The 25,026-nt window shown below is 62.5% G+C and carries 24 protein-coding genes; 16 read left to right on the top strand and 8 right to left on the bottom strand.

Going from position 1 to position 25,026, the window contains the following annotated elements:
* Positions 1 to 234: 234 nt before the first annotated feature.
* Both JNM03_RS14800 and JNM03_RS14795 read right to left on the bottom strand, forming a co-directional pair.
* Entirely contained in the window at positions 235 to 1,254 is a 1,020-nt protein-coding gene (locus JNM03_RS14800; RefSeq protein WP_294037725.1) for a DMT family transporter, read from the bottom strand.
* Positions 1,245 to 2,924, bottom strand: coding sequence for a tetratricopeptide repeat protein (locus JNM03_RS14795; protein WP_136956084.1), 1,680 nt, complete (start codon positions 2,922 to 2,924; stop codon positions 1,245 to 1,247). The genes JNM03_RS14800 and JNM03_RS14795 overlap by 10 nt, the downstream gene beginning before the upstream one ends.
* Before the next feature lie 181 nt (positions 2,925 to 3,105).
* Between JNM03_RS14795 and JNM03_RS14790 the strand changes: the two genes are divergently transcribed.
* The 8 genes from JNM03_RS14790 to JNM03_RS14755 all read left to right on the top strand — a co-directional run bounded on the left by JNM03_RS14790 (position 3,106) and on the right by JNM03_RS14755 (position 9,429).
* On the top strand, positions 3,106 to 3,300 hold the full coding sequence (locus tag JNM03_RS14790) for a heavy-metal-associated domain-containing protein (RefSeq protein WP_136957353.1): 195 nt from the start codon (positions 3,106 to 3,108) through the stop codon (positions 3,298 to 3,300).
* Positions 3,301 to 3,322: 22 nt separating this feature from the next.
* Positions 3,323 to 3,460 carry a hypothetical protein gene (locus JNM03_RS14785; protein WP_168196048.1) on the top strand — a complete coding sequence of 46 codons (138 nt, stop codon included), beginning with the start codon at positions 3,323 to 3,325 and terminating at the stop codon, positions 3,458 to 3,460.
* Between the two features lie 306 nt (positions 3,461 to 3,766).
* Positions 3,767 to 4,150, top strand: a complete 384-nt coding sequence (gene copC, locus JNM03_RS14780) for a copper homeostasis periplasmic binding protein CopC (RefSeq protein WP_136956083.1) — start codon at positions 3,767 to 3,769, stop codon at positions 4,148 to 4,150.
* Between the two features lie 4 nt (positions 4,151 to 4,154).
* Positions 4,155 to 5,054, top strand: coding sequence for a copper homeostasis membrane protein CopD (copD, locus tag JNM03_RS14775; RefSeq protein ID WP_255504519.1), 900 nt, complete (start codon positions 4,155 to 4,157; stop codon positions 5,052 to 5,054).
* Between the two features lie 116 nt (positions 5,055 to 5,170).
* Positions 5,171 to 7,015, top strand: a complete 1,845-nt coding sequence (locus tag JNM03_RS14770) for a copper resistance system multicopper oxidase (protein WP_136956082.1) — start codon at positions 5,171 to 5,173, stop codon at positions 7,013 to 7,015.
* The gene (locus JNM03_RS14765; RefSeq protein WP_136956081.1) at positions 7,012 to 8,118 is read left to right on the top strand and encodes a copper resistance protein B; all 1,107 of its coding nucleotides are present in this window, start codon (positions 7,012 to 7,014) and stop codon (positions 8,116 to 8,118) included. Before JNM03_RS14770 ends, JNM03_RS14765 begins: the two co-directional genes overlap by 4 nt.
* A gap of 25 nt (positions 8,119 to 8,143) precedes the next feature.
* A complete protein-coding gene (locus tag JNM03_RS14760; protein ID WP_168196047.1) occupies positions 8,144 to 8,908 on the top strand; it encodes a glutaredoxin family protein in 765 nt (254 codons plus the stop codon).
* A 32-nt stretch (positions 8,909 to 8,940) separates the two neighbouring features.
* On the top strand, positions 8,941 to 9,429 hold the full coding sequence (locus tag JNM03_RS14755; protein ID WP_136956080.1) for a DUF305 domain-containing protein: 489 nt from the start codon (positions 8,941 to 8,943) through the stop codon (positions 9,427 to 9,429).
* A gap of 66 nt (positions 9,430 to 9,495) precedes the next feature.
* On the opposite strand, the gene JNM03_RS14750 is transcribed toward JNM03_RS14755, so the two are convergent.
* A complete protein-coding gene (locus JNM03_RS14750; protein ID WP_136956079.1) occupies positions 9,496 to 9,828 on the bottom strand; it encodes a four-helix bundle copper-binding protein in 333 nt (110 codons plus the stop codon).
* A 194-nt stretch (positions 9,829 to 10,022) separates the two neighbouring features.
* On the opposite strand from JNM03_RS14750, the gene JNM03_RS14745 reads away from it, so the two are divergent.
* Together JNM03_RS14745 and JNM03_RS14740 are read left to right on the top strand one after the other, a co-directional pair.
* Entirely contained in the window at positions 10,023 to 10,454 is a 432-nt protein-coding gene (locus JNM03_RS14745; RefSeq protein ID WP_136956078.1) for a heavy metal-responsive transcriptional regulator, read from the top strand.
* Positions 10,455 to 10,496: 42 nt separating this feature from the next.
* Complete coding sequence (locus JNM03_RS14740; RefSeq protein WP_136956077.1) at positions 10,497 to 10,853, top strand: hypothetical protein; 357 nt, start codon at positions 10,497 to 10,499, stop codon at positions 10,851 to 10,853.
* Positions 10,854 to 11,206: 353 nt separating this feature from the next.
* Here JNM03_RS14740 and JNM03_RS14735 read toward each other — a convergent pair whose 3' ends face one another.
* The 4 genes from JNM03_RS14735 to JNM03_RS14720 all read right to left on the bottom strand — a co-directional run bounded on the left by JNM03_RS14735 (position 11,207) and on the right by JNM03_RS14720 (position 17,114).
* Positions 11,207 to 11,557: a metalloregulator ArsR/SmtB family transcription factor gene (locus JNM03_RS14735; RefSeq protein WP_136957350.1), complete on the bottom strand. Its 351-nt coding sequence runs from the start codon at positions 11,555 to 11,557 to the stop codon at positions 11,207 to 11,209.
* A gap of 86 nt (positions 11,558 to 11,643) precedes the next feature.
* On the bottom strand, positions 11,644 to 12,834 hold the full coding sequence (locus JNM03_RS14730) for an MFS transporter (protein WP_136956076.1): 1,191 nt from the start codon (positions 12,832 to 12,834) through the stop codon (positions 11,644 to 11,646).
* Positions 12,835 to 12,846: 12 nt separating this feature from the next.
* On the bottom strand, positions 12,847 to 13,872 hold the full coding sequence (locus JNM03_RS14725; RefSeq protein WP_136956075.1) for a cation diffusion facilitator family transporter: 1,026 nt from the start codon (positions 13,870 to 13,872) through the stop codon (positions 12,847 to 12,849).
* Between the two features lie 509 nt (positions 13,873 to 14,381).
* Positions 14,382 to 17,114: a TonB-dependent siderophore receptor gene (locus JNM03_RS14720; protein ID WP_294037714.1), complete on the bottom strand. Its 2,733-nt coding sequence runs from the start codon at positions 17,112 to 17,114 to the stop codon at positions 14,382 to 14,384.
* Positions 17,115 to 17,311: 197 nt separating this feature from the next.
* Between JNM03_RS14720 and JNM03_RS14715 the strand changes: the two genes are divergently transcribed.
* Complete coding sequence (locus JNM03_RS14715; RefSeq protein WP_294037712.1) at positions 17,312 to 19,249, top strand: isoaspartyl peptidase/L-asparaginase; 1,938 nt, start codon at positions 17,312 to 17,314, stop codon at positions 19,247 to 19,249.
* On the top strand, positions 19,249 to 19,695 hold the full coding sequence (locus JNM03_RS14710) for an Lrp/AsnC family transcriptional regulator (RefSeq protein ID WP_294037710.1): 447 nt from the start codon (positions 19,249 to 19,251) through the stop codon (positions 19,693 to 19,695). The genes JNM03_RS14715 and JNM03_RS14710 overlap by 1 nt, the downstream gene beginning before the upstream one ends.
* A gap of 26 nt (positions 19,696 to 19,721) precedes the next feature.
* Here JNM03_RS14710 and JNM03_RS14705 read toward each other — a convergent pair whose 3' ends face one another.
* Positions 19,722 to 20,582 carry a class I SAM-dependent methyltransferase gene (locus tag JNM03_RS14705; protein WP_294037708.1) on the bottom strand — a complete coding sequence of 287 codons (861 nt, stop codon included), beginning with the start codon at positions 20,580 to 20,582 and terminating at the stop codon, positions 19,722 to 19,724.
* 131 nt (positions 20,583 to 20,713) lie between these two features.
* Between JNM03_RS14705 and JNM03_RS14700 the strand changes: the two genes are divergently transcribed.
* From JNM03_RS14700 to JNM03_RS14685, 4 genes are all read left to right on the top strand, one after another.
* On the top strand, positions 20,714 to 21,685 hold the full coding sequence (locus tag JNM03_RS14700; protein ID WP_294037706.1) for a glucokinase: 972 nt from the start codon (positions 20,714 to 20,716) through the stop codon (positions 21,683 to 21,685).
* A 42-nt stretch (positions 21,686 to 21,727) separates the two neighbouring features.
* The gene (locus JNM03_RS14695) at positions 21,728 to 22,468 is read left to right on the top strand and encodes a gamma-glutamyl-gamma-aminobutyrate hydrolase family protein (protein ID WP_294037705.1); all 741 of its coding nucleotides are present in this window, start codon (positions 21,728 to 21,730) and stop codon (positions 22,466 to 22,468) included.
* A gap of 182 nt (positions 22,469 to 22,650) precedes the next feature.
* Positions 22,651 to 24,024, top strand: a complete 1,374-nt coding sequence (locus JNM03_RS14690; protein WP_294037704.1) for an aspartate aminotransferase family protein — start codon at positions 22,651 to 22,653, stop codon at positions 24,022 to 24,024.
* A gap of 19 nt (positions 24,025 to 24,043) precedes the next feature.
* Complete coding sequence (locus tag JNM03_RS14685; RefSeq protein WP_294037703.1) at positions 24,044 to 24,982, top strand: DUF808 domain-containing protein; 939 nt, start codon at positions 24,044 to 24,046, stop codon at positions 24,980 to 24,982.
* The last annotated feature ends 44 nt before the right edge of the window (positions 24,983 to 25,026 follow it).

The raw sequence follows: 25,026 nt of genomic DNA, 5'->3' as shown, positions 1-25,026 counted from the left end.
AGGTCACGATAGGAGTTTTCATGAAAGTGAGGCTTCCCATCGTGGGAAGGTCAAGGGCGAAATGACAAACCTTCCAGTAAATGGGAGGGTTTTCGCGCGAGCGTGATTGCGTCGCCTCAGACGTCGAGAACAAGATCGCTGATCGGCACCTCAATGCAGGTGGGGCTGGTCGGTTAGTGGTCAAGCTCAACTTCGGTGAGGTGCAGCACGTGGTAGCTTAGAATGCGCAATAGGCTAGGCAGAAGGGCGTTCTGCAACCCGCTGGCCGCCCCTTATTGTCAGTCCCACGCCGATTGCGCAGATCAAGAGCAGAAATAGTACGAGAGGATTGGGCGCACTTGCCCAGCCCAACATCCACTCCCCGATACGAACCGAAAATGGAACCGCCAGCGACAGGGCTGCGGTAAACAGCGGCCCTTTACGCAGTATGAGTTCGTGCAGCAGGAGGAAAACCGGAGCGGTCAGGACCGTTCCGAGGGCGGCGATTCCAACCAGATCCATCACTGCGATGCCGTCTAACGGAACAAAGAGAATTACCGCGAGCATAAGCATGACCGTGCCAACACCCGTGATGGCAGGAAGCACGCCGAGTGAGGAAAGATCGGACAAGCGCTTCTGGTAGATATAGCCATATAGCGCATAGGCAAAAGTGCCGCCGAACCCGAGCATCCCCCCCCAAAGCATGGTCGCACCACCGGGGCTCGAACCGCCTGAGGGCACCTCGCCCTCAGCAAGCACATATCCGATCGCGCCTGACACGGCGAGTAGCGTGCCGACTATCTTGCTGAGCGTGGAAGGTTCGCCAAATGCGATAACCCCGATCGCAAAAGTTATGCTGGGTAACAGGGACGTAATCAGCCCCACGCGTGAGGCTCCTATGAACCCGGTCCCGATCATCGTTCCAGCATAATAGGCGAAAAAGCCCAGGAAGCCGAGAAGGACGACGCTTCGGACCCGGCTTGCGGCAAAGCGCATGTCCCTACGGGAGCGCCGATACAGCAGAGCTACAAGAGTAAGCACGACGAAGCTGCCCCCGGTTCTTCCGGCGGCGACAAGCATGGGGGAAACACGGGTGACAAGATGGCCCGCAAGCAGCCAACTCGCCGCAAGCAGCACGACTAGCGTAATCGAGAAAGCGGCCTCTAGGGGGCTATTGCCGCGGGCCGACGATCGCCGGCCGCTGTCGTAGCGGGAGCGGTCATGGCCGCTCCCGCTTGCATCGGCTTCGGCCTTTTCGCTGCGTCTCAGCAGCATTGCTCGCTGTCTTCGTAGGCGCTCAGCCGGCAGAAGCATGACGCCTCGATCCTAACGTCGGCAGAAGCCACGGCTATGTTACGCTGGAGTTCAATCTCGTTGGCCTCGTCGTGCCTTCCAAGCAGCGTGAGACATTCGTGAAGGCCGTGCAGGCTCCAGACGTTGTTAGGCCGGATGCGCCGGCGCCCGAGCTTACGGGTCAGGCCAAGATCGATGCGGTACTCGACGACAGCTTCTTCCAACCGTCCCTGCTCGATCATGAGCGCGCAATAAGCGTGGCGAACAGGCTGGAGCCAGGCCGGCGGGTCACAGTAAGGAAGGGCGTCTTCCAGCGCGATGGCCTGACGGAGCAGGTCGAACGCCTCTTCGATATTGCCCTTGCGATATTCCAGTTCGCCATCGAGCATCTTCGCAGCGACCTTCTGAACCTCCACCTGACTTACCGGAAGGTTATTCAAGCGCGTTTCCGGCACGTGGGCCGCCGCAGCGATGAACTGTTCGCGGGCTGCTTCGGCTTCCGGAATACGACGCAGCGCGGAGAAAGCGATACCACGAGCATAATGGATCATCGCTGTTGTTGAGCAGCATAGCTTCTGGTCCTCGGGAAGCCCGAGTTCTATGATGTCATTCCAGCGACCGAACCGGATGAGGACATGCGGCACCATTACGCAGGCGCTTTCGCAAAAATTGACCATCGGCGGCACTGAGGTCCGGAGAAACTCCGGCGTAACGACCTGATTCACCCGTTGCGCCATATCCATGGCCTCTCGGAACCGACCGGCCATCATCGCACCATATGTCCCGACCATTAGATTGTGCGCGCGATAATAAGTGTACCAAGCACCAGCTTTCTCACGCGCAAAGTATCTGTCGTCCGCAGCGGCCGCATCGAGATTGGAATCGATGACCTTGCGCCAGTCACCGCAGGCATTGTCGATATGCGTCGACATATGTGCCAGGTGGGAGCCGTCGCGGCCTATTCTTCGCAAGTCGTCGGCGGCCCGCAAGGCCACCTCCGGGTAGGGCGACATTTCCATCAGGTGGATATAGAGGTGGTTGAGGACGGGATGCTTATGGGCGCCGGGTTGATCCAGCGCATCTTCGAGCACCTTGCGGGCTTCAACCGTGCCGTAGCCGACGGGTTCTCCAGTATCCAGATCCCATAGCGCTCGCGGGCTCACACACATGAGCGCGTCAGCAAAAAGCGCTGCCGCATCCATATCGTCCGAGTATTTTTGATAGAATGCCCGCATCGCGTGGGCATAGGCAAGGTTTCGCCCGTGGAACTCCTCCGGGTCTTGCGTGGCCGCCCTGGGATAGCGCGCGATGAGAGCTTCGATCAGATCGCGCTCGAACGGCGAAGCGTTCAACGACGACTCACGCGCCCTCTCCAGAGCCGCGCTGGCAATGCCGATCGCTATCTCCATATCGGCGAGATCAAACATCCGCCACGCCTTGTTGTAGTTCGGACCCCAAGCGAATGCCACGCCCCAATGCGCCATCGCACATTGCGGATCAAATTCGACAGCTTTCTCGAAGCAACGCACAGCTTCCTCGGGGTTGAAGCAGTATGTCCACAATAATCCCCGGTCGAACCATATCTGGGCATCAGATGAGGACGTCGTAACGTTTCGGCGATATTCACCGAGATCATAATAGGCATCTGACATATTGGAACTCCGTCTAGTTTTTAACTCGGGCGGTGCGACGCCTCGCAATTGGACGGGCTCCGCCCTAGGGGTTGCCATCGTTGGAAGGTCAAGCCGTGAAATTTCCGCAAAAATGTTCTTGACCTTCCAACGCTGGGAAGCCGCATCTCCTGCTTTGCAAAAGAAATTAAAGGAGTGTCCGATGCAGTTTCACATTGAGAAGATGACCTGCGGCGGCTGCGTGAAACACGTCACTCAGGCCGTCGCCACAGTCGATCCAAGCGCGAAGGTTGAGGCGGATACGGTTGCTCGCAAGATCACTGTGACGACCACGGCGAGCAGGGACGCCATCACGCAGGCCCTCGCTGCCGATGGCTATGAAGCAACGGCAATTTAAGGACGAACGGAAGGCGCCGGCCATGAACAAGCTCAGCCTGATTTTCATCGCCGGCGCGCTTCTGGCCGCTGGCTGCCTTAGCTGGACTCAATCGCAACTCAGCGAGCCGGCTTCCGGTTCGGGCTCGGAGGCGAACGTCGATCACTCGCAAATGCATTAGACCGCCCGCCCGTAGCTGATGCCCGCGCCGCCTGATCTCAGCCCCTCTGGCCGCAGCCAGATCACCTAGAGAATAACATGAAGCTTAGACCCATATTAGCCGTCCAGCCCCCAGGACGGCGGCAAGGCCGGGAAGAACAAGACAGCCCGGCCACGCAGCGCCTCGGTCTTTGCCCAAGACCGGGGCGCTGCTAATCTTTCGGGCGGCTGATGGCAGGTCTTTGAACTGTTCGTCATCAGTTTTGCGATAATATTCGGCAATGCTGTCCTGCCGCTTTAACTGGGCATGCCAAGCAAGGAGACAATTATGCGCTTCCGTAATTTCGCTCTCGTCATGGCCGCGCTGGGCGTGGCCGTCGCTAGCCCGGCACTGGCGCATCCTAGGCTCGTCGCAGCGACGCCTGCCGCCAATGCCACCGTCTCCCCGACGCGGACGGTGACGCTGATCTTCAGCGAGCGGCTGACCCCTAGGCTCTCCAGTGCAACGCTGGTGATGACCGGGATGCCGGGCATGGCCAACCATCCCGACATGCCGATGCAAGGCGTCACCAGCGCGGTGTCGCGCGACGGCAAAGGGCTGGTGCTGACCAGCGCCAAGCCGATACCGGCCGGCAGCTACCGGATCGATTGGGTGATCGTCGGCGCCGACACGCACCGCATCACGGGCACGCACGCCTTCTCGATTCGCTGAGCAGGTGGAAAGCGCGGCGGCGATCGGGCTGCGGTTTGTCCTCTACGCCGATCTGCTGATCCTGTTCGGGGTCGCGGCCTGGCCTTTCCACGCGCGCCCCGCTGCGCAGCTCGCGCCCCGTCGCGGCGTTGTCATCGCGCTCGCGCTGGTCGGTCTCGTCGTCTCGGCGGCGGCGCTCTGGATGACCGTTGCGGCGATGACGGGAGCTGGGCTGTTGGACCTTGACCGCGGCACGCTCTCATTCGTGCTGCGCGAGACGCCGATCGGAACAGCGTCCGCCGTGCGCGCCGTTGCCTTGCTGCTGGTCGCGACGCTCGTGCTGATGGGCCGCGGACGCCTTGTGGTCGTGGTCTCGGCCGCCGTGGCGGTCGCGACACTGGCCTGGTCCGGCCATGCCGCTGCGACGGAAGGCACGGCGGGCACGCTGCACCGCGCAGCCGACATCGCTCACCTGCTCGCTGCCGGCGTCTGGCTCGGCGCACTCGTCATCCTCGCCGCGTGCGTGTTCCGGCCGCTCCGCCGAGAGCGGGAGCGGGCGATGGCGGTGGCCGCGCTCGGTGGCTTCGCGCGCACGGGCTCGGTCGTGGTGGCAACAATGATCGCGAGCGGCGCGGTCAACCTCGTGTCGATCCTAGGCATCGCCGGCCTGCCAGCCATGCCGCAAACGACCTATGGCCGTTTGCTGCTCGCCAAGCTCGCGCTGTTCGGCGCGATGCTCGGCCTCGCCGCGATCAACCGCTGGCGGCTCACGCCCGCGCTCGCCGCAGCGGGCAGCGATGCTGGCGCATGGCCTGCCGAGCGACGCATCCGGCTGAGCATCATGCTCGAAACGACGGCGGCGATCCTAATCCTCGTACTGGTCGCCTGGCTTGGCACGCTCGACCCGGGCGAATTCTTGCGCTAATCAGAGAGCCGCTACACACATCTCTTTTCGTCCGAGCTGCAATTAAACCTTGACCTTGCCATACTGGGAAGGTTGATAAGTCATGTCTTTCCATCCCTTCGGGTTCGGGAGACGACATGGACTTAGTAATCGACCGCCGTGCCCTATTGCGCGGCACCGCCGCGATCGGTAGCACCGCCGCGCTCACCGCATGGCTTCCCGCTTGGGCGCAATCCGTGTCGCCGGGCATCATTCGCCCGCTGCCCACCGTTTCGGGCGAAAACATCCATTTGCGCATCGCGGAGCAGATGATGACGATCGACGGTCGCGAGAGTCATGCGATCGCGATCAACGGCACCGTGCCCGCACCGCTCATCCGGCTGCGCGAGGGGCAGACCGTGCGCCTTCACGTCGAAAACGCGCTGGACGAGGACAGCTCGATCCACTGGCACGGCCTGATCCTACCGTTCCACATGGACGGCGTGCCGGGCGTTAGCTTCCCCGGCATCAAGCCGCGCTCGACCTTCATTTACGAGTTTCCGGTGATCCAGTCCGGCACCTACTGGTATCACAGCCATTCGGGGTTACAGGAACAGCTCGGCCATTACGGGCCGATCGTCATCGACCCCAGGGGCGAAGATCCGATCGCGTCGGACCGCGAGCATGTGATCGTGCTCTCCGACCATAGTCCAATGCACCCGCACACCATCTTCACGAAGCTCAAGCAGCAGGGCGGCTATTTCAATTATCAGAAGCAGACGTTGGCCGGCCTGCTCTCAGGACGGGATCAATCGCTGGCAGACCGCCTCGCCTGGGGTGCGATGCGCATGGACCCGACCGACGTCTCGGACGTGACCGGGTCGACCTATACCTATCTCGTCAACGGTCACGGCCCGCGCGACAATTGGACCGGGCTGTTCAACCCCGGCGAGCGCGTGCGGCTGCGGTTCGTAAACGCCTCAGCGATGACCACGTTCAACGTGCGCATCCCCGGTCTCAAGCTGACGGTCGTCCAGGCCGACGGCCTGCCCGTGCGCCCCGTCACCGTCGACGAGTTCCAGATGGCCGTCGCCGAGACCTATGACGTCATCGTCCAGCCGACCGACGATCGTGCCTACACGTTGATCGGTGAAACGGTCGATCGCTCCGGCATGGCGCGCGCGACGCTCGCCCCGCGCGAGGGCATGGCGGCCGAAGTGCCGCCACTACGCCAGCGCCCGCTCGCCGACATGAAAGATATGGGCATGGGCGGCATGGACCACAGCGCGATGCCAGTGATGGACCATGGCGCGACCGACCAAGCCGCCCCGGCGGGCGATCCAGCCTGTCCGCCGGAACACGCTGCGATGGGCCATTGCACGCCCGCTGCTGCCGGCGGAGGCATGGATCACGGCGCGATGGGGCACGGGGCCGGTGGGATGAACCACTCGATGCGCGACCTGTCGGTGGCGCCGGAGGTCAAGGATACGCCGACCGTTCAGACGATTTCGCCGATGCCGGTCGACCGCACCGGCGAGCCGGGACAGGGGCTGCGCGATGTCGGCCACAAGGTGCTGGTCTATCGCGACCTGATGGCGGTCGACCGGAACCCAGATGTGCGCGCGCCCGATCGGTCGATGCGCATCCACCTGACCGGCAACATGGAACGCTATATGTGGGCGTTCGACGGCGTGAAGCTCAACGAGGTAAAGGCGCCGATCCCGTTCCTGAAGGACGAACGGGTGCGAATCACGCTCGTCAACGACACGATGATGGGCCACCCGATCCACCTCCACGGCCATTTCTTCGAGCTGGTGACGGGGCATGGCGATCATGCGCCGCGCAAGCATACGGTGCAGGTCCAGCCCGGCGGCACAGTGACGTTCGACTTTACTGCGGATGCTGTCGGCGACTGGGCGTTCCACTGCCACCTGCTCTACCACATGCATGCCGGCATGATGCAGGTCATCACGGTGCGACCGCGCGAAGGAGACGCGGCATGAACGGGTTTGCTCTCCTCACCGCCAGCTCGGCGCTGGCAATTGCCGCCCCCGCCACCGCGCAGCACATGGACCATTCGCCAGCCCAAGGTCAGGTCGTCGCACCGTCTGCACCGCCCTCCGCCGATCCATCTTGCCCGCCGGAACACGCGGCAATGGGCCATTGCGCGCCAACAAAGGGTAGCGCAGCGCCCGCTGGCCATGACATGTCGCAGATGGGCGGCGCAGTGCCTGCCGCAGCGGCGAGCGATCCGTCGTGCCCGCCCGAACATGCCGCGATGGGCCACTGCACACCCAAACCGGCCGCCCCGGCGGACCGATCACAAGACATGGACGTATTGGCGCCGAGCGGCACCGCGCTGCCCGCCGGCAACGCCCCGGCACCGGCGCCGGTGCCAGCCACCTATGCTGATCGCATATGGGGTGCCGACGCGATGGCGCCCGTCCGTTCGGGGCTGATGCGTGAGCATGGCGGCATGTCATACTCCCAGGTCATGCTCAACATCGCCGAAGCTCAGTTCCGCAACGGCCGCGATGGCTACCGCTGGGGCGGCGAGGCATGGTTCGGCGGCGACATCAACCGCTTGACCATCAAGTCCGAAGGCGAAGGCATCTTCCGCGAAGGTGTGGAGTCCGCGGAGGTGCAGGCGCTCTACAGCCGCGCGATCGGTCCCTATTTCAACTTTCAGGCGGGCGTGCGCCAGGACTTCCAGCCCAAGCCACGGCGCACGTATGCGACGGTCGGGTTCGAGGGGCTGGCGCCCTATTGGTTCGAGGTCGAGGGTGCCGTCTTCCTCTCCGACAAAGGCGACGTGCTCGGCCGGCTCGAAGGCTATTACGACCAGCGCATCACCCAGCGTCTAATCCTGCAACCGCGCGTCGAGCTGAACCTGTCCGCGCAGGATATGCCCGCCGAGCGGATTGGCTCGGGCTTGGTCGACGCCGAAGCCGGCCTGCGGCTGCGCTACGAGCTGAAGCGCGAGTTTGCGCCCTATGTCGGCGTCTCGTGGGAGCGCAAGTTCGGCGACACCGCGCGGTTCGCCCGCGCCGACGGCGAGGACACCGGCGGGTTCAGTTTCGTCGCCGGCGTCCGGGTCTGGTTCTGACGGAACAACGCTAAGGAGAGAAACGATGGTCGCAGCCGCCGAACATGCCGAAATCTACCGCATGGTCATGCCCCATCACACGTGCCCCTATGGGCTGAAGGCGCTCGATCTGTTGAAGCGCGAGGGCTACGCGGTCGACGACCATCATCTGACCACGCGCGAGGAAACCGACGCGTTCAAGGCCAAGCACCAGGTCGAGACGACGCCGCAGGTGTTCATCGACGGAAAGCGGGTCGGCGGCTACGACGATCTGCGCCGCTTCTTCGGCAAGACGGTCCGAGACAAGAACGCCGTCACCTATCGTCCCGTCATCGCGCTGTTCGCGATGGCCGCCGCGATGGCGCTGGCGGCGAGCTGGGCGGCCTATGGTGCACTCGCGACCGTCCAAGCGGCAGAATGGTTCATCGCCATCGCTATGTGTCTGCTGGCGCTCCAAAAGCTCAAGGACGTCGACGGGTTCGCGACGATGTTCCTCAACTACGATCTGCTCGCCAAGCGCTGGGTGCGTTACGCCTATATCTATCCGTTCGCGGAAGGGCTGGCGGGCGTGCTGATGGTGGCCGGCGCGCTCATGTGGCTGTCGGTCCCCGTGGCGCTGTTCATCGGCACTGTCGGCGCGGTCTCCGTCTATAAGGCCGTCTATATCGACAAGCGCGAGCTGAAATGCGCCTGCGTCGGCGGCGACAGCAACGTCCCGCTCGGCTTCGTATCGCTGACCGAGAACCTGATGATGGTGGCGATGGCGGTGTGGATGCTGGTCAAGCCGATGGGGGTCGGCCTCGGCCACTAATCGGGACACGACAACGGAGAGAGGATCGCATCATGGCGCAGAGTCATAGCGGGCACGAGTCAAGCCATAGCGGGCATGGCCGCCCCTATCTGATGTTCTGGCTCAACATGGGCCTCGGCCTTGTCGTCATGTACCTGGTCATGTTCTCGATGATCGACGGGTGGCGCGATTTTCGGAACAACCTCAATATGGCCTATATGGCAGTCACGATGTGGGCGCCGATGGGGGTCTTCATGCTCGCGACCATGCCGGGCATGTTCCCTAATCGAAAGATGAACCTGGCACTGTACGCGCTGTTCATCGTGCTGACGGCGGGTTCCTATTGGGCGACGCGGACGCAAACCGCAATCGACGACAGGCAGTTCGTCGCCTCGATGATCCCGCATCATTCCGGCGCAATCCTGATGTGCCGCGAGGCGAATCTTGCCGATCCTGAGCTGGTCGCGCTGTGTGGCGAAATCCGCAAGGCACAGCGCCGCGAAATCGAACAGATGGAACGGGTCGGAGCACGTTTGAGATAATCCTGTGACAGAGAAAAGCCGCCGCCGGTCAACCAGCGGCGGCTTTCCGAATTACGCAGCGGTCGCTCAGGCGCCGATCATGCGGCGGCATTCCTCGGCGCAGCGCCGGCAGGCCGCCGCGCAGTCCTGGCAGTGCTGGTGCTGATGCTTGCCGCACTCGGCTGCGCAGGCGTCGCAGACCGCCGCGCAAAGCTCGCACAGCGCCTTCGCATGGTCGCTGCCGCGTGCCAGGAAACTCGCCGCGAGCCGGCACAGCGCGGCGCAGTCGATCGTCATCTGAATGCAGCGGGCCATCGCGGTGCAGTTGGCCTCTTGCAGACAAGCAGAGGTGCAGTGATCGCAAGCATCGGCGCAGGCGTTGCAGGCGTCGATACAGGATTGATTCGCAGAATGAGACATGAATTACCTCCTCGGATCGATTCGCCGGACCACCCGACGAACATCCGTTCACGGCTGTGCACCTTGGACCATAGTCCAAGGTCAAGGGTCGCATTCGCTATTGGTCGTTATGACGACACAGGCCGCCGATCCTCCGCCTCGTCAAAAAAACAGCTTGACCTTGGACTATGGTCCAAGGTGCAGGGAAGCAGGCCATGACCAACGGCCTTACCATCGGCGCCTTTGCAAAATCTGTCGGCGTGCGAGCCGACACCATCCGCTATTACGAGCGGCATGGCCTGCTCGCCGATCCCGGCCGCACAGCGGCGGGCTATCGCATCTACGATGCGCGTGACGTTGAGCGGGTGCGCTTTATCCGCAAGGGCAAGCATCTTGGCTTCACGCTGAAGGAGATCGGCACGCTGTTGTCGCTGCACAGCTCCGATACCGCGCGCGCCGCAGACGTGCTCGACATAACCCAGCGCAAGATCGCCGAGTTCAAAAGCCAGATCTCTGACCTATCGCAGATCGAGGCGGCGCTACAGCGCCTAGCTGACGAGTGTCCCGTGAATGCGCCGGCGACCGATTGCCCGATTCTCGCACATCTCGCGGCGTTGCCCGAAAGGCAGGGCGAGCGCGAAGATTGACGTTTCTTCGACTTTAAACCGTCCACTGAAAGGGGATAATGCATGAGCCTACGCACCATTGCCGCTGTTGCCCTCCTGTGCGCCGCGCCTCTCGCCGCTCCGCCCGCAATCGCCCAGGGCATCGGCCATACGATCTTCATGCGTGGCCAGATCGTCTCGCTCGACGGGACGCAAGCCGTCCTCTGTATCGGCAAAGCTGATGGCGCAACAGCCGCCCAGGTGCTGGATGTCTATCGAATCAGCCAACGACCCGGCCCCTCGAAGGGAAGCCCCACGTTCACCCGCACCAAAGTCGCCCAGGTTACGATCGACGAGGTTTTCGATGAGCATTTCGCACGTGCGACGGTGACGCAAGGCACAGCCGCGCGTCACGATGTGGTCGAACTTCAGCGCAGGTAGTGATTGTTAGGCATGGGCGGGGTGACGGTGGTTGCTATGGCGATCGTCGGCGTGACGCTGAATTCCTGGACCATTACCATGTCTTGAAAGAGCCGACGCATCTCGGCGTGTTCAACGTGGCACCGCCCGCCGCTCCGCCAGTACCGGTCGAAGAGAAGCCGCCCGGCCAGAAGAGATTCAGCAGGATTAACCCAAGCCGATACCCGACAGGACTGTCATTCCGCCGCCGCATGTCTCGCTACCCAGCGCAAATCCCATGCCGGCTCCAACCGTGAAGGCGGTTGTCGGTCCCGACCAGCCGATCAAGGATACGACTGCGCCGGAAGGCACGCGGCCGATCCACGAACGCGCGATCAGTCGTCGCCGTGATCCTCAACAATATGGCTCGCCATATCGATGAGCATGGTGCTCACATGAGCATCGGCCACTTCATAGAATATCTGCTTGGCTTGCCGTTCGCTTCGGACCAAGCGCGCGCCGCGCAGGAGGCGCAAGTGATGGCTCACCAGCGTTTGAGACAAGTTAAGGCTTTTTGCGATGTCGCCGACCGATCGCGGACTTTGCAAGCAATAAAGCAGGATGCGCAGGCGAGAAGGATCACCCAGCAGCCTGAAGGTTTCAGTCAGGGTCGTTACACCTTGACCAGACAGCCCCAAGGAATGCTCGGGATTGTCGTGATCTACTGGGGCTGCGGTGTCGTTCATCATGGCTCTCGCATACATGAATACATGACGATGTGTACATGCGTAATGTACTGTCCCGCGACCGCGCGATAGCTAGTCTCCAACAATCACTCCTTAGCGTTCGCGGAGCCAGCTTGTCGAAGCAGTAGGGGAACAAGGCCCGCGACGATCACAGGGAAGATCAGCCAGTTTATCGCGGCCCAACCGGAGCTGTGCAGGATCGAGCCAGCAAGGAAGGAAACGAGGGCAGTGGTCCCAAAGACCATGAAGTCGTTCGCGCCTTGCGCTTTCGCGCGCTCGGCTGGACTATGGCAATCTGTCACCATTGCGGTCGCACCGATAAAGCTGAAGTTCCAGCCGATCCCGAGCAGGGCTAGCGAGAACCAGAAGTTCGAGAGTTCCAAGCCGCCCAGCGCGACGACGCCCGAGGCAGCGAGCAGAATGAGGCCAATCGCCGTGACTCTCTCTTTGCCGAAGCGCGCCATCAGCCTGCCGGTGAAAAAGCTCGGCGCAAACATCGCAAGCAGGTGCCATTGGATACCAAGCGCGGCGTCGTCCACCGAATGCCCGTTGTTAACCATGGCAACCGGTGCGGCGGTCATGACGAAAGCCATGACGCCGTAGGAAACGACGCCTGTTGCCACCGCCAACATGTACCGCGGCATCAACAATATCTGAAGCAGCGACCGACCGCCGCTTTCAGAATCGCCGCCCGTATCCGCGCGCGGTGCGCGTAGCATGAGGAGGATCGGAATAGCGATCACTGGCAGCAGCGCCTGACTGAGAAAACTGCCGGCATAAGGAGCGCCGCCGAGCGCATCTCGCGTCCAGATGACGAGTTGAGGCCCCACGACAGCACCGGCAAGGCCACCCACCATCACCCACGAAATCGCCTTGGCTTTCCACGCGCCTTCTGCGGCATCCGCGGCCGCGAAACGATAGCTTTGGACGTAGGAGCTATAGAAGCCGGCAGCGAAGGTGCCGGCGCAAAATATCTCAAATGAACGGGAGAAGATCCCGAATGCGGCGATCAAGCCTCCGATAATCCCGATCAGAGCCCCGAATACATAGCCATTTCGCCGCCCCCAACGCCGCATGACGAAGGCGGCAGGTAGCGTTCCGATTGCAAGGCCGAGACCGAACAGGCTGACAGGGAAAGTCACCCATGCGGGATCGGGCGCAAGGTCTTGACCAACCAACCCACCGAGCGACATCACGATGGGCGGGCTGGCGCCGCCCAAGGCTTGCGCGGCCGTAAGGACGGCGACATTCCGGCGGGCATTTGGTTGGTCTGCCATTTTCAATAACCCCTAGTGGGAACAACCCGTTCCTGACGTGCCGTGGCCGTGAGCGGAATGGTCATGCTTCTCGTCGTGTCCATGCCCATTGTCCCGCTTGTTGCCCGGCGCCAGGCTGCACGTTTCGCCTTCCTCGTTCCAGTCGACCGCCACAGTAGCGTGCTCAATCTCGAATTGGTGCTCCAGCTCGCGCTCGACCGCACGCACGACCACGCGGGCCTCAGCGTCGCTCTTGGGACGAATGTGCATCGTCGCCAGCGTGCGGCCCGACGTGATCGACCACACATGGATATGACTGACTGCCGCAACGCCGGGCACCTGCTCCAGAAGATGACGCTCGATCTTCTCCGGTGCAGCACCGTCGGGTGCGCCTTCGAGCAGGATATGAAGCGACTTGGCGGCCAGTTTCCATGCACTACGCAAGACCAGGATGGAGACGACAACCGACAGGATCGGATCGATCGGCGTCCAGCCGGTCAAATAGATCACCACCGCAGCACCTACGGCACCAACCGAACCGAGCAGGTCGCCCATGACGTGCAGCGCCGCACCCTTGATGTTGACGTGCTCGCTATCGCCGCGCGTCAGAATCCAGAATACGAGGATATTGACCAGCAGCCCCGCGACCGCGACGGCGAACATAGGCCCCGCGAGGATCGGCTGCGGCTCCTGAAAGCGTTCCCAAGCTTCATAGACGATCCAGCCTACGATCGCGAACAAAGTGACGGCGTTGACGAAACCCGCAACCACCTCGAACCGCAGATAGCCGAAGGTGCGCTTGGAATCGGCTCCGCGCTGACCAAAACGAAAGGCCGCGTAAGCGAGCGCCAACGCGGCAGCGTCCGTCACCATATGCCCCGCATCCGCCAGCAGGGCGAGCGAACCAGAAAGCAGCCCGCCAACCACTTCGACCACCATGAAGGTGAAGATCAGACCGAACGACAAAAGTACCTTGCGTTCGTTGGCGCTGGTGATGGTCGGCGTATGCGAATGATCGTGATCGTGGCCATGACCATGATCTGCGTGCGAATGGGCCATTACAGAGCTTTCATAGAAAGTGAATGAACACATGAATATGTGTTCATATGATGTTTGTCAACTAGGCAATGTGTGGCGTCGTCTCGTGCGATTGCTCCCATGGCAAGGCAACCAACACGGTGACGCGGTTTCGCGAAGCGTAAGCCCGATTCCTAGCAGGAACCGCCAGCATCGCCTGCGTTCAGATCGCAATCACAAGGCCTGTTGCTCTAGGCGGCCGCTTTGGCCCTAACCTAGTCTGTAGCGCTGGCGGTTTGACGCGGCGGTAAAAGACGATGAACAGCGTCGCGCTGCGGCGCTATAGTAGTACGAACGGCGACACATATTCGTTATGTTTATCCAGCACGGGGCGCCATTCCTTCAAATGATGGCAATTACGGCGGCTGAGTGCGGCCTTGCGGGCGCGCCGCGGCGCGTCCCCTTCTATCTGACGCGCGCGCGAGGTGGCGCCGGATGCCCGCATGGACTACCGACGCCTCTCCCGTCTTTGTACAGCCGGCAGGCGGCGCTTAAAGCGCCGCGCCACCCAGCTTGTAGGTCAGTTGCAGGAACACGCTGCGCCCGATGCTGTCGAACCAGCTCGTGTTGTAATAGGGATAGCTCGACCAGGTCGGATCCTTCACCGGGTTCTTGTCGAGCAGGTTCCGGATCGTCAGCGAGCCGCGCAGATGATCGGTGAAGTCATACTGCATCGTCGCATTGAACAGATAGCTCGCCTTGATGAAGGCATCTTCGTCATAGTTGGGCAGCTTGCCGAGGCGAGTGCCCGACAGGGTGAACTGCAACCCCTCATTCTCCCAGCTGAAGCTGCCGGTCGATTTGTCGCGCGGCAGGTAATAACCGCTATCGGCAGCCAGCTTGTCGATGGTCGGATCGCCCGGATACTGCTGGAAGCTGTGCTTGAACACATGGCTGTGGCCCAGCGACAGGGTGAAGGTGCCAAAGCTCGTCGGCAAGCTGCCGCGGAAGGCGAGGTCGATGCCGCTGGTCTTTTCGCGCGCGATATTGATCGGGTTGACGCGGATGGATTCGATCCGGCCGTCCTGAACATTGGACGGGAACCGCTGGATACGCGCGATCGCGTCTACGCAGGTTGGCGAACTGGGGTCGAGATCGCCGCCCGGCTGGCAGTCGGCTTCGGTTCGCGCCAGCGTGTCGAGGCTGAGATCGTCGACCTGGTTGTCGAGTGTGACGCGGAAATAATCGACCGACATATGCAGGCGGCTCGACGGCGAAAAGACGAGGCCCGCCGTCAGCGTCCGGCCGGTTTCCGACTTGAGGTCGCGGTTGCCGTTGCGATTCACGACAACACCGATGTCGGCGTAATCGCAATCCTCGATATCCTGACCCTCCTCCGCGCAAAGGCGATAGTCGTTGACGCTGCCTTCGACGTTGCCGGGGCCGGTGAATACATAATGGAGGTCGGGCGCGCGGAAGGCCGTGCCATAGGCGGCGCGGAACAACAGGCTTTCCATCGGGCGCACTTCCACCCCGCCGTTATAGGTAAACTTCCCGGTGCTTCCTCCGGCGAAGCGGAAATTGTCATAACGGCCTGCGCCCGAGATCGTGACGAAATCGAGCACGGGCACGCGAAGCTCGCCGCCGATCGCGCCATGGCTGCGCTTGCCGACGCCGTCGCTGTCCTTCCAGCTGTAGTAATAATCGGTAAGTGCCAGCGGGTCGGGCCGCAGATTATAGCCCTGCTTGCCATATTCGGCGACCACCGCGAAACCGACGGGCCCGGCGGGAAGCTGGAACAACTCGCCGTTGGTCAACGTTGCCTGTAGATTGCTCGTCCAGGCGAACGGGCGATAGACGGTGTCGGCCGAAATGCTCTCATATTCCGCGCGTGTCAGGGCCGTATACAGGCGCGCCGTATCGGGGTTGAAGATCGGATAGCCGCTGTCTTCGTCAACGCCGTCCTGCGCGCCCAGGAACAGTGCCTTCGCCTTGCTGTTGATGATCTGCGGCCAGCGAACCGTCGACTGGTAGCGGCTGTAATTGAACGACAGCTCGTAATTCCAGGCGTTACCGAAATTGCCGCGGACGCCCGGCGTGATGCTGTAGGTCGTCTGCTTGCTGCGCTGCATTTCCAGCCCGCCGGTTTCTTCGGGCGTGAACTGCCGGCCCCAATCTTCCAGCTGGCCGGTCGTGCCGTTGAAGAAATAATTGTCGGCGCTGCTCGACGATTGTTCGAATGCCCAGCTCGTCACGTCGTACATCAGCCGGACCTTGCTGATCCCGAACTGGAAATCGGTGAACAGCTTGGCATTGTCGGACAGCTCGTAGGACATGGTTCCGAAACTGTTGAAACCCTTGCGGCCCGAAATGATCGTGCCATAGCCGATCGAGGTCTTGCTGCCGCAATAGTCGCCATAGCGCGGCCGGTTCGCGAGGAAGATCGATCCGCCGTTGAGCGATGACAGCGCGTCACAGGCGCCGTCCGGCGGCGTGATATAGTCGACATTTTCATCCGCACGGTAAAAGGTGCGCCGTGCGATGCGCGTCGATGCCACCGGGCTGTCGTCGGTGCTGTCCTGGATCGCGCGATCATAGGCCCAGAGTGGTCGTTGGTCGAGATATTCGACGCCCCCGGCGATGTTGAAGCGTCCCGACGACCAGCCGCCCGTCGCAGTGAAGCGATGCGACATGCCGCCGCCGTGCTCGGTGCGCCCATGCCGATAGTCGAGCGTCAGCCCGTCGAGCTTTTCCTTCATCTTGAAGTTGATCACGCCCGCGATCGCGTCGGAGCCATAGATGGCCGATCCCGCGCCGCTGAGAATCTCGACCTTGTCGATCAGGCTGACCGGGATGTTCGAGATGTCGGTGAAGTTGCTGCGGCCGATATAGGGCAGGGGGAAATCGGCGATGCGCCGGCCGTTGACCAGCACCAGCGTGTGATTGGGGCCAAGGCCGCGAAGGTCGACCTGCTGCGCTCCCGGCGTGAAGTCGGCGCTGCTGCCTGACTGCGGACTTTGCGTTTCGCCGCTGTTCTGGGTCATCGCGGCGAGCAGCTCGGGAACGCTGGTATAGCCATTTGCGCGGATCGTGTCGGAATCGATGACGGTGACCGGCGACGGCCCCTGGTCCTTGATCGTCGGGATGCGCGATCCGGTGACGATGATTTCCTGACTTTCGCCGCTCTCCGAGCTTTCCTGTGCGAAAGCCGATGCGGTGAACGCCGGGATGCAAACCCCCAGCCCCAGCAACACCCGAAACGACCGCTTCGAAAAATTCGTCATCGTACAACCCCCTGTTGTTTCAGCGCCGTGGCATCGCGCGAATCGGATCCAACCATTTTGCGCTTCTTTGTCGATACCACTGAATCAGAAATTGCCGATAATTTCAATCAATATGGCAAATACGGAAATCATATTGTCAATCGAGGCGATCATTATGTAACATCATGCCTCTTTGGAGCGTGGGGAAGGACGATCGAATGCGGCATCGGATCATGCGGGCTCTCTGGCTGGTGTTCGCGGCGCTGGGGCTGACGCTCTCTTCTGCAGCTGCAAAGGAAGCGAAAGAGCAACCGTACGAACATTATGTCTTCGGAAAGCTCGACACCCCGACACCGGGCCCGGTTTCCGGCGGATTGCTGTTGATGGGCGGTGGCGACCGCAACACCGACGCGATGAAGTGGCTTTTCCAAAAGGCCGGAAACGGTCACATCGTCGTGATCAGCGCATCTTACGGCAAGGAGATCGGCGAGGAATTCTATCACGAGATCGGCGGCATTCAGTCGACCGAGATTTTCGTCTTTCATGCCCGGTCGCAGGCGACGAACAAGAAGATCCTGGATCGACTGCGCAAAGCCGACGGCATCTTCATCGCCGGCGGGGATCAGGCTCGCTATGTCCGCTTCTGGCGTGGGACGCCGGTTGGCGACATCCTCAATGCGCACGTCGCGGCGGGCAAGCCGCTGGCCGGCACCAGCGCGGGCCTCGCGATCCAGGGCGAGAAGCTCTATGGCGCAATGGACGACGGCAGCATCCGCAGCCCCGAAGCGCTCGCCGACCCGCTCGGCCCCGCGAATACGATCGAAGGCGATTTCCTGCACTTCGCGCTGCTCAAGGGCGTCGTGACCGACACGCATTTCAAGGAACGCGATCGCCTTGGCCGCTTGTTCGCTTTTGTCGCAAAGGCGCAGGTCGGTCGCCCCGCCGACCAGACCGCGATGATCGGCCTCGGCGTCGACGAGAGCGCGGCGCTTGCGGTCGAACCGGATGGAACGGGGCGCATCTACGCGACCGAGCCCGATGGCTCTGCCTGGGTTGTCGACGGCGGCGGCCTTCGCGATATCCCGGGGCGCGGACCGCTCGATGCGCCGCGGGTGAAAGTCACCGGCGTCGGGCGCGGATCGGTCGTTCACTTGCCTTCGGGGCAGGTCGACAACCCCGTGTTCGTGCGCAACTATGCTGCGCGCGCGGGCGAAGTCGTCGAAGTGCCGCGCTGGTCGCTGGCAATCCACGGCGGTGCGGGCGTGATCGAACGTGCCACGCTGTCGCCCGAAAAGGAAAAAGCCTACCGCGCCGGACTCGACGATGCGCTGCGCGCAGGGAGCGCGGTGCTCGACAAGGGCGGCCCGGCGCTTGACGCGGTCGCCGCAGCAGTGCGGGTGCTCGAGGATAACCCCCTGTTCAACGCCGGGCGCGGCGCCGTTTTCACTGCTGACGGCAAGAATGAACTCGACGCGGCGATCATGGACGGCAAGACGCAAAAGGCTGGCGCCGTTGCAGGCGTCACGCGAACGCGGCATCCCATCGATCTGGCGCGCGCCGTCATGGACAAGAGCCCGCATGTGATGCTGACGGGGGCTGGCGCCGACCGTTTTTCGGTCGAACAGGGACTCGAACAGGTCGATCCGGGCTGGTTCCGCACGGAAGAGCGCTGGCAACAGTTGCTCCGTTGGCGTGAGAAGCAGGCGGCGGCGATCGATCCAACCCATCTGTTCGGCACTGTTGGCGCGGTTGCGATCGATGCCGACGGCAACCTCGCGGCTGCGACATCGACCGGTGGAATGACCGGCAAGCGCTGGGGCCGTGTTGGCGATTCGCCGATCATCGGTGCCGGTACCTACGCCAAAAATGGACAATGCGCGGTGTCGGCGACCGGGTCGGGCGAATATTTCATCCGGGAAAGTGCCGCGCGTCAGGTCTGCGACCGGGTCGCCTGGCATGGCGAAAGCCTTGCCGCCGCGGCGCAGGCGACGATCCTCGCGGTTGGCGCGATCGGTGGCGACGGGGGCCTGATCGCGATGGGTCCCGACGGCCATCCCGCTTTCGCCATTAACGATCTCGGGATGTATCGTGGCCGTATCAGTGCCGGGAAAGCAGCCGAAACCGCCATTTTCGTGGACGAGAAGTGGCCCGATTGATGGCGAATAACGGGATCAATCTGGACGAGGTCGATGAACGCCTGCTCACTCTCCTGCGCGACGATGCTCGGCAGACGATCGCGCAGCTCGCCAAGGAACTCGGTATTTCGCGCGGACAAATCTACTCGCGGCTTGCGCGGCTGGAGGAGGACAAGGTCGTTGCGGGCTACACCGTTCGTCTCGGTCATGCCTTCGCCGCCAGCCGCGTCCGCGCGCATATGATGATCAAGACGCTGCCGCGCTATCATCGCGAGGTCGAACAGGCTCTCGCGGCGCTGCCGCAAGTGCAGGCGATCCATGCGATCAGCGGCGAGTACGACATAATCGCGATGCTGGAGGCGGAAGACGGCATCCAGCTCAACGAACTGATCGACGATGTCGGTCTGCTGGATGGCATCGAACGCACGACGACCTCGGTCATTCTGGCGACCAAGATCGAACGCTGATCGCGTGTCGACCAGGGAGCGCCGGTTCAGCCTGCGGGATTGTGCGCGGTAACGATCCAGGCCGCACCGTCGATCATCACCGACGTTCCGCCGGGTCGGGCGGCAAAGGCGGCGCGAACGGCGTCGGCTGCACGTGCGCGAATGTCCTCTGGCTGACCCGCCAATGCCCGTGCCAGCGGGCCGACAGCGAAACTCAGGCGCAGCGCATCCTCGACAGCGTCATCGTGCGTGGCGCCATGGCCGTAAGGAATGCTGGCATCGAGGGGCGACAGGATCGCGTCGGTAAAGCCGCTCGCTAGGAGAATTCGCTCGACACGTGCCGGATCGCCGAAAGCGAACGGGCCGGGCGCTTCGGGGTCTGTTTTGGGCGGGACGACCAGATCGCGGATGGCCGCCATCGGAAGGCGCACCCAGTCATTTTCCTGCGCCCCACGCCAGCAGACGAAGGTCAGACGACCTCCGGGCTTCAGCGCGCGGCGCATATGGGTGAACGCGGCGACCGGATCGCCGAAGAACATGACGCCGAAGCGTGAAAAGAGCAGATCGAAGCTGTCCGAGGCCCACGGCGCGGTGGCGGCATCGGCGAGTTCGAATGCAACCGGCGCGTCCGGCTTCCTATCGGCTTTCGCTCGGGCAATCAGTTGCGGCGAGATGTCGACGCCGACCACCCGTCCGCGCACGCCGGCCGCGATACTCAGGGCAAAGCTCGTTGTCCCTGCGCCGCAGCCGACATCGAGTATATGCTCGCCTGCCTGTACGTTGGCGGCGGAAAGGGCGGCATCGCCGAACGGTTGCAGCATCCGGTCGAGCCTCATCTGATGCTCGACCCAATTGTCGCCAGTCGCACCATCCCAGTCGTGCGTCGGATTCGGATTGGCGGCAGGCATCGGGGTGACTCCATTATTGAGAACTACTCGCAAGTAGACCAAATCGCCGCGCATAGCTATGCCTTGTTGCATCGCTCGCGGGGGTGCGACATCTGACGCCGATCCCGTATCAGGGCCGGGAGGAGAGAGGCATGAGCGAACAGATCGTCACGGTTGATATCGGCGGCACACACGCGCGCTTTGCGCTTGCCGGTATCGAGGGCGGCCGTGTCGTTTCGCTCGGCGATGCGACGACGCTGCATACCAGCGACCATGCGAGTTTCCAGACGGCCTGGCAGGATTTTGAACACCGGCAGGGCGGGGTGCTGCCGCGCGCTGTTGCGATTGCGATCGCGGGGCCAACGCGCGGTGAGGTCATCCGCTTCACCAACAACCCCTGGATCATTCGGCCGGCACTGATCGGTGAGAAACTGAACGTGGACCGCTTTGTGCTGGTCAATGATTTCGAAGCGGTCGGACATGCTGTCGCACAGGCGGGCGAATGCCATTTTGAACGCCTGACTGGTCCCGAAACGCCACTTCCCACGACCGGCACGATCAGCGTCATCGGCCCGGGTACAGGGCTCGGCGTCGCGTATATCCGGCGCGATGGCGATGATTATCACGTCCAGGCGACGGAGGGCGGCCATATCGATTTCGCGCCGCTCGACAGTATCGAGGATGCGATCCTCGCTCGCCTTCGCAAACGCCATCGCCGCGTTTCGGCCGAACGGATCGTGTCGGGGCCGGGGATCGTCGACATCTACGAGACGCTGGCGAGCATCGAAGGCCGCGCGATCACCCCGCTCGACGATCGCGAGATATGGGGGCGGGGCATGTCGGGCAGCGATAGCCTCGCCGCGGCGGCGGTAGACCGCTTTTGCCTCTCGCTCGGGAGCGTCGCGGGCGATGTGGCGCTGGCACAGGGTGCAAGCGGTGTCGTGATCGCCGGGGGCCTCGGTCTGCGCATTCGTGACAGCCTGGCAAGATCGGGATTCCCGGAACGTTTCGTGGAAAAGGGCCGGTTCGAGAATTTCATGGCGGCAATTCCGGTCAAGCTCATCACCCATCCGCAACCCGGACTGTTTGGTGCCGCGGCGGCGTTCGCACGCCGGCATGCCTAAAATTCCGCTGGCGCCACGACGCTAAAGTCGGCAGCAAGGGGCATGTCTTCGCGCCCCGTCCTTGGCATCATCGCGTGCAATCGTACCGTCGGCACCGAAATCGCGCAGACGGTCATCAACCGGTACGCGACGGCGGCGATGCGCCACGCCGATTGCGCCGCGCTGATCATTCCGTCGTTGCCCGATTTCATGCAGGCGGGCGAGGTGGTGGAGCGGCTCGACGGTGTATTGCTGACCGGGACGCCGTCGAATGTCGAACCGGCGCTCTATGGCGACGGATCGGAGGGCGAGGGGCCCTTCGATCCCGACCGCGACCGGATGATGCTGGATCTTGTCGAAGCGGTGATCGCCTCGCAGCGACCGCTGTTTGGCATCTGCCGCGGCTTTCAGGAAATCAACGTTGCGCTCGGCGGCACGTTGCGGCGCGATACGTCGGCAAGCGAACATCTGCTGCACCATCATGCGCCTGACGGCGTAGCGTTCGATGCAATGTTCGATCATCGTCACAAGGTCGATCTGGTCGCGGGTGGGTTGCTCGCTTCGGCCTATGATCTGCCTTCGCTGGATGTAAACTCGGTTCATTATCAGGGGATCGGGACATTGGCCCAAGGGCTGGCCGTCGAGGCGCGGGCGCCCGACGGACTGATCGAGGCATATAGCGCCCGCCCCAACGGCGCCCCCTTGCTCGCCGTACAGTGGCACCCCGAATGGGCGACCGATGGCAACGATCAGAGCAAGGCCTATTTCCAGCTTCTGGGGCGGGCGCTACGAGGGGCGTTATGAACTGCCGCGTGACCCGCTACGACCGCTATCTCGCGCGGCTCTGTTTCTCACCCTGAATTCCAGGGCCCGGTCCCGTTCGGTCGTGCAGAACGCCGTCGGGACCCCATCGTCGCAGCGGAAGGGTCGAGGGATTTTTCGGCTTCGCTCGATGCAAACGGATCATGGAATTCAGGAGTTCAGACATGCCTCGCAATCACGACATCGCCGAACTGCGCCGTCTCGACGTCGCGCATCATCTTCCCGCGCAGGCCGATTGGGCCGAAATCGAAACGCTGGGTGGCAGCCGGATCATCACCCATGCCGAGGGCTGCTATATCCACGATGGCGACGGTCATCGCATTCTCGACGGCATGGCCGGCCTGTGGTGCGTCAACGTGGGCTATGGCCGGGAGGAACTGGTTGAGGCCGCCGCGGCGCAGATGCGCGAGCTGCCTTTCTACAACACCTTTTTCAAGACCGCGACGCCGCCGACGGTCACGCTTGCGGCGAAGATCGCCAGCCTGACCGGAAATCGCCTGCCGCATATCTTTTTCAATGCATCGGGCAGCGAAGCGAATGACACGGTCTTTCGCATGGTGCGCCACTATTGGAAGCTGAAGGGAGAGCCCAGGCGCACTGTCTTCATCAGTCGGTGGAATGCCTATCATGGTTCGACCGTCGCCGGCGTTTCGCTTGGCGGGATGAAAGCGATGCACGCGCAGGGCGATCTGCCGATTCCCGGCGTCGAACATGTTCGACAGCCCTATGCCTTCAACGAAGCGCAGGGGATGAGCGACGAAGAATTCTGTGACGCTTGCGTTCAGGCGATCGAGGACAAAATTCTCGAGGTTGGTCCCGAAAATTGCGCGGCCTTCATCGGCGAACCGGTGCAGGGTGCCGGCGGTGTGATCATTCCGCCCAAGGGCTATTGGCGGAAGGTCGAGGCGGTGGCGCGCAAATATGGCCTGCTGATCGTCGCCGACGAAGTCATCTGCGGTTTCGGACGGACGGGCAAGATGTGGGGGCATGAAACCATGGGCTTTACGCCCGATCTGATGCCGATGGCGAAGGGGCTGTCGTCGGGCTATCTCCCGATATCCGCCACCGCGGTTGCGACGCATGTTGTCGATGTGCTCAAGACCGGCGGCGATTTCGTGCATGGCTTCACCTATTCGGGGCACCCGGTCGCAGCGGCGGTCGCGCTCAAGAATATCGAGATCATCGAACGCGAAGGGCTTGTCGAGCGCACGGGGAACATCACCGGCCCGCATCTTGCCAGCGCGCTGGCGTCGCTCGACGATCATCCGCTCGTCGGTGAGACGCGGTCGGTCGGACTGCTCGGCGCGGTAGAGATCGTCGCCGACAAGACGACGCGCGCGCGCTTTGGCGGCGCGGAGGGAACCGCGGGGCCGATGGCACGCGACGCCTGCATCGCCAACGGCCTGATGGTGCGCGGCATTCGCGACAGCCTGGTGATGTGCCCGCCGCTGGTCATCACGACCGAACAGATCGACGACATGGTTGCCATCATCCGCAAATCGCTCGATGAGATCGAACCGAAACTCCGCGCTCTCTGAGAAAGGAAGCCCAAACCTCATGCCCTCCGGCCTTTTTGCCCTGCTCGACGATATTGCCACGATCGCCAAGGTCGCGGCGGCGAGCATCGATGATATCGGCGCCGCCGCGTCGAAGGCAGGCGTCAAGGCGGCGGGCGTGGTGGTCGACGATACCGCGGTCACGCCGCGCTATGTGACCGGCTTCACGCCCGATCGCGAATTGCCGATCATCTGGCGGATCACGAAGGGGTCGCTGTTCAACAAGCTGGTGCTGATCCTGCCGGCATTGCTTTTGCTGTCGACCTTCCTGCCCTGGGCGATCACGCCCCTGTTGATGCTGGGCGGTGCCTATCTTTGTTTCGAAGGGGCCGAAAAGGTCCTGCACTCGCTGCAGGAAGACAAGACGAGCCTCGCCGAGGACGCCGAGATCGTGGCCGACAAGAATCACGAAGAGGCCATGGTGAAGGGCGCCGTTCGTACGGATTTCATCCTGTCGGCCGAGATCATGGTGATCGCGCTCAACGAAGTTCTCGACGAACATCTGGTGATGCGCGGGGCAACGCTCGCGCTGGTCGCGGTCCTTATCACCGTTGCGGTCTACGGCGTCGTCGGGCTGATCGTGAAGATGGACGACATCGGCCTGCATATGGCGAAAGAGGGGAACAAGCTACGCCGTGCGATCGGGCGCGGCCTTGTCGATTTCATGCCGAAGTTGCTCGGAGCGCTCGCGATCGTCGGAACGGCCGCGATGCTGTGGGTCGGCGGGCAGATCGTTCTGCACGGGCTGGACGAATATCATATCGGTGGGCTTGGCCACGGCCTTCACGATCTTGCGCATCGGGTCGGTGGCGGGTTGCCGCTGGCGGGGCTGTGGGAGTGGCTGATCGCAGCGGCGGGTGCAGGCGTGTTCGGGCTGCTGCTCGGCGGCGTGATCGTCGGTCTGTTGCATTTCCTGCCGGGCAAGAAGGCGGCGCACTGATACTCATATCCGTCACCCCGGCGAAGGCCGGGATGACGCGCTTG

It is taken from the genome of Sphingopyxis sp. (assembly GCF_016793825.1).
GTDB lineage: Bacteria > Pseudomonadota > Alphaproteobacteria > Sphingomonadales > Sphingomonadaceae > Sphingopyxis.
This window is presented reverse-complemented; position numbering and strand designations above follow the sequence as displayed.

Bases quoted from the DNA above. Each gene is read 5' to 3' on its own strand.
- JNM03_RS14800 (WP_294037725.1), bottom strand. From the start codon at position 1,254: ATGCTGCTGAGACGCAGCGAAAAGGCCGAAGCCGATGCAAGCGGGAGC.
- JNM03_RS14795 (WP_136956084.1), bottom strand. From the start codon at position 2,924: ATGTCAGATGCCTATTATGATCTCGGTGAATATCGCCGAAACGTTACG.
- JNM03_RS14790 (WP_136957353.1), top strand. From the start codon at position 3,106: ATGCAGTTTCACATTGAGAAGATGACCTGCGGCGGCTGCGTGAAACAC.
- JNM03_RS14785 (WP_168196048.1), top strand. From the start codon at position 3,323: ATGAACAAGCTCAGCCTGATTTTCATCGCCGGCGCGCTTCTGGCCGCT.
- copC (WP_136956083.1), top strand. From the start codon at position 3,767: ATGCGCTTCCGTAATTTCGCTCTCGTCATGGCCGCGCTGGGCGTGGCC.
- JNM03_RS14770 (WP_136956082.1), top strand. From the start codon at position 5,171: ATGGACTTAGTAATCGACCGCCGTGCCCTATTGCGCGGCACCGCCGCG.
- JNM03_RS14765 (WP_136956081.1), top strand. From the start codon at position 7,012: ATGAACGGGTTTGCTCTCCTCACCGCCAGCTCGGCGCTGGCAATTGCC.
- JNM03_RS14760 (WP_168196047.1), top strand. From the start codon at position 8,144: ATGGTCGCAGCCGCCGAACATGCCGAAATCTACCGCATGGTCATGCCC.
- JNM03_RS14755 (WP_136956080.1), top strand. From the start codon at position 8,941: ATGGCGCAGAGTCATAGCGGGCACGAGTCAAGCCATAGCGGGCATGGC.
- JNM03_RS14750 (WP_136956079.1), bottom strand. From the start codon at position 9,828: ATGTCTCATTCTGCGAATCAATCCTGTATCGACGCCTGCAACGCCTGC.
- JNM03_RS14745 (WP_136956078.1), top strand. From the start codon at position 10,023: ATGACCAACGGCCTTACCATCGGCGCCTTTGCAAAATCTGTCGGCGTG.
- JNM03_RS14740 (WP_136956077.1), top strand. From the start codon at position 10,497: ATGAGCCTACGCACCATTGCCGCTGTTGCCCTCCTGTGCGCCGCGCCT.
- JNM03_RS14735 (WP_136957350.1), bottom strand. From the start codon at position 11,557: ATGAACGACACCGCAGCCCCAGTAGATCACGACAATCCCGAGCATTCC.
- JNM03_RS14730 (WP_136956076.1), bottom strand. From the start codon at position 12,834: ATGGCAGACCAACCAAATGCCCGCCGGAATGTCGCCGTCCTTACGGCC.
- JNM03_RS14725 (WP_136956075.1), bottom strand. From the start codon at position 13,872: ATGGCCCATTCGCACGCAGATCATGGTCATGGCCACGATCACGATCAT.
- JNM03_RS14720 (WP_294037714.1), bottom strand. From the start codon at position 17,114: ATGACGAATTTTTCGAAGCGGTCGTTTCGGGTGTTGCTGGGGCTGGGG.
- JNM03_RS14715 (WP_294037712.1), top strand. From the start codon at position 17,312: ATGCGGCATCGGATCATGCGGGCTCTCTGGCTGGTGTTCGCGGCGCTG.
- JNM03_RS14710 (WP_294037710.1), top strand. From the start codon at position 19,249: ATGGCGAATAACGGGATCAATCTGGACGAGGTCGATGAACGCCTGCTC.
- JNM03_RS14705 (WP_294037708.1), bottom strand. From the start codon at position 20,582: ATGCCTGCCGCCAATCCGAATCCGACGCACGACTGGGATGGTGCGACT.
- JNM03_RS14700 (WP_294037706.1), top strand. From the start codon at position 20,714: ATGAGCGAACAGATCGTCACGGTTGATATCGGCGGCACACACGCGCGC.
- JNM03_RS14695 (WP_294037705.1), top strand. From the start codon at position 21,728: ATGTCTTCGCGCCCCGTCCTTGGCATCATCGCGTGCAATCGTACCGTC.
- JNM03_RS14690 (WP_294037704.1), top strand. From the start codon at position 22,651: ATGCCTCGCAATCACGACATCGCCGAACTGCGCCGTCTCGACGTCGCG.
- JNM03_RS14685 (WP_294037703.1), top strand. From the start codon at position 24,044: ATGCCCTCCGGCCTTTTTGCCCTGCTCGACGATATTGCCACGATCGCC.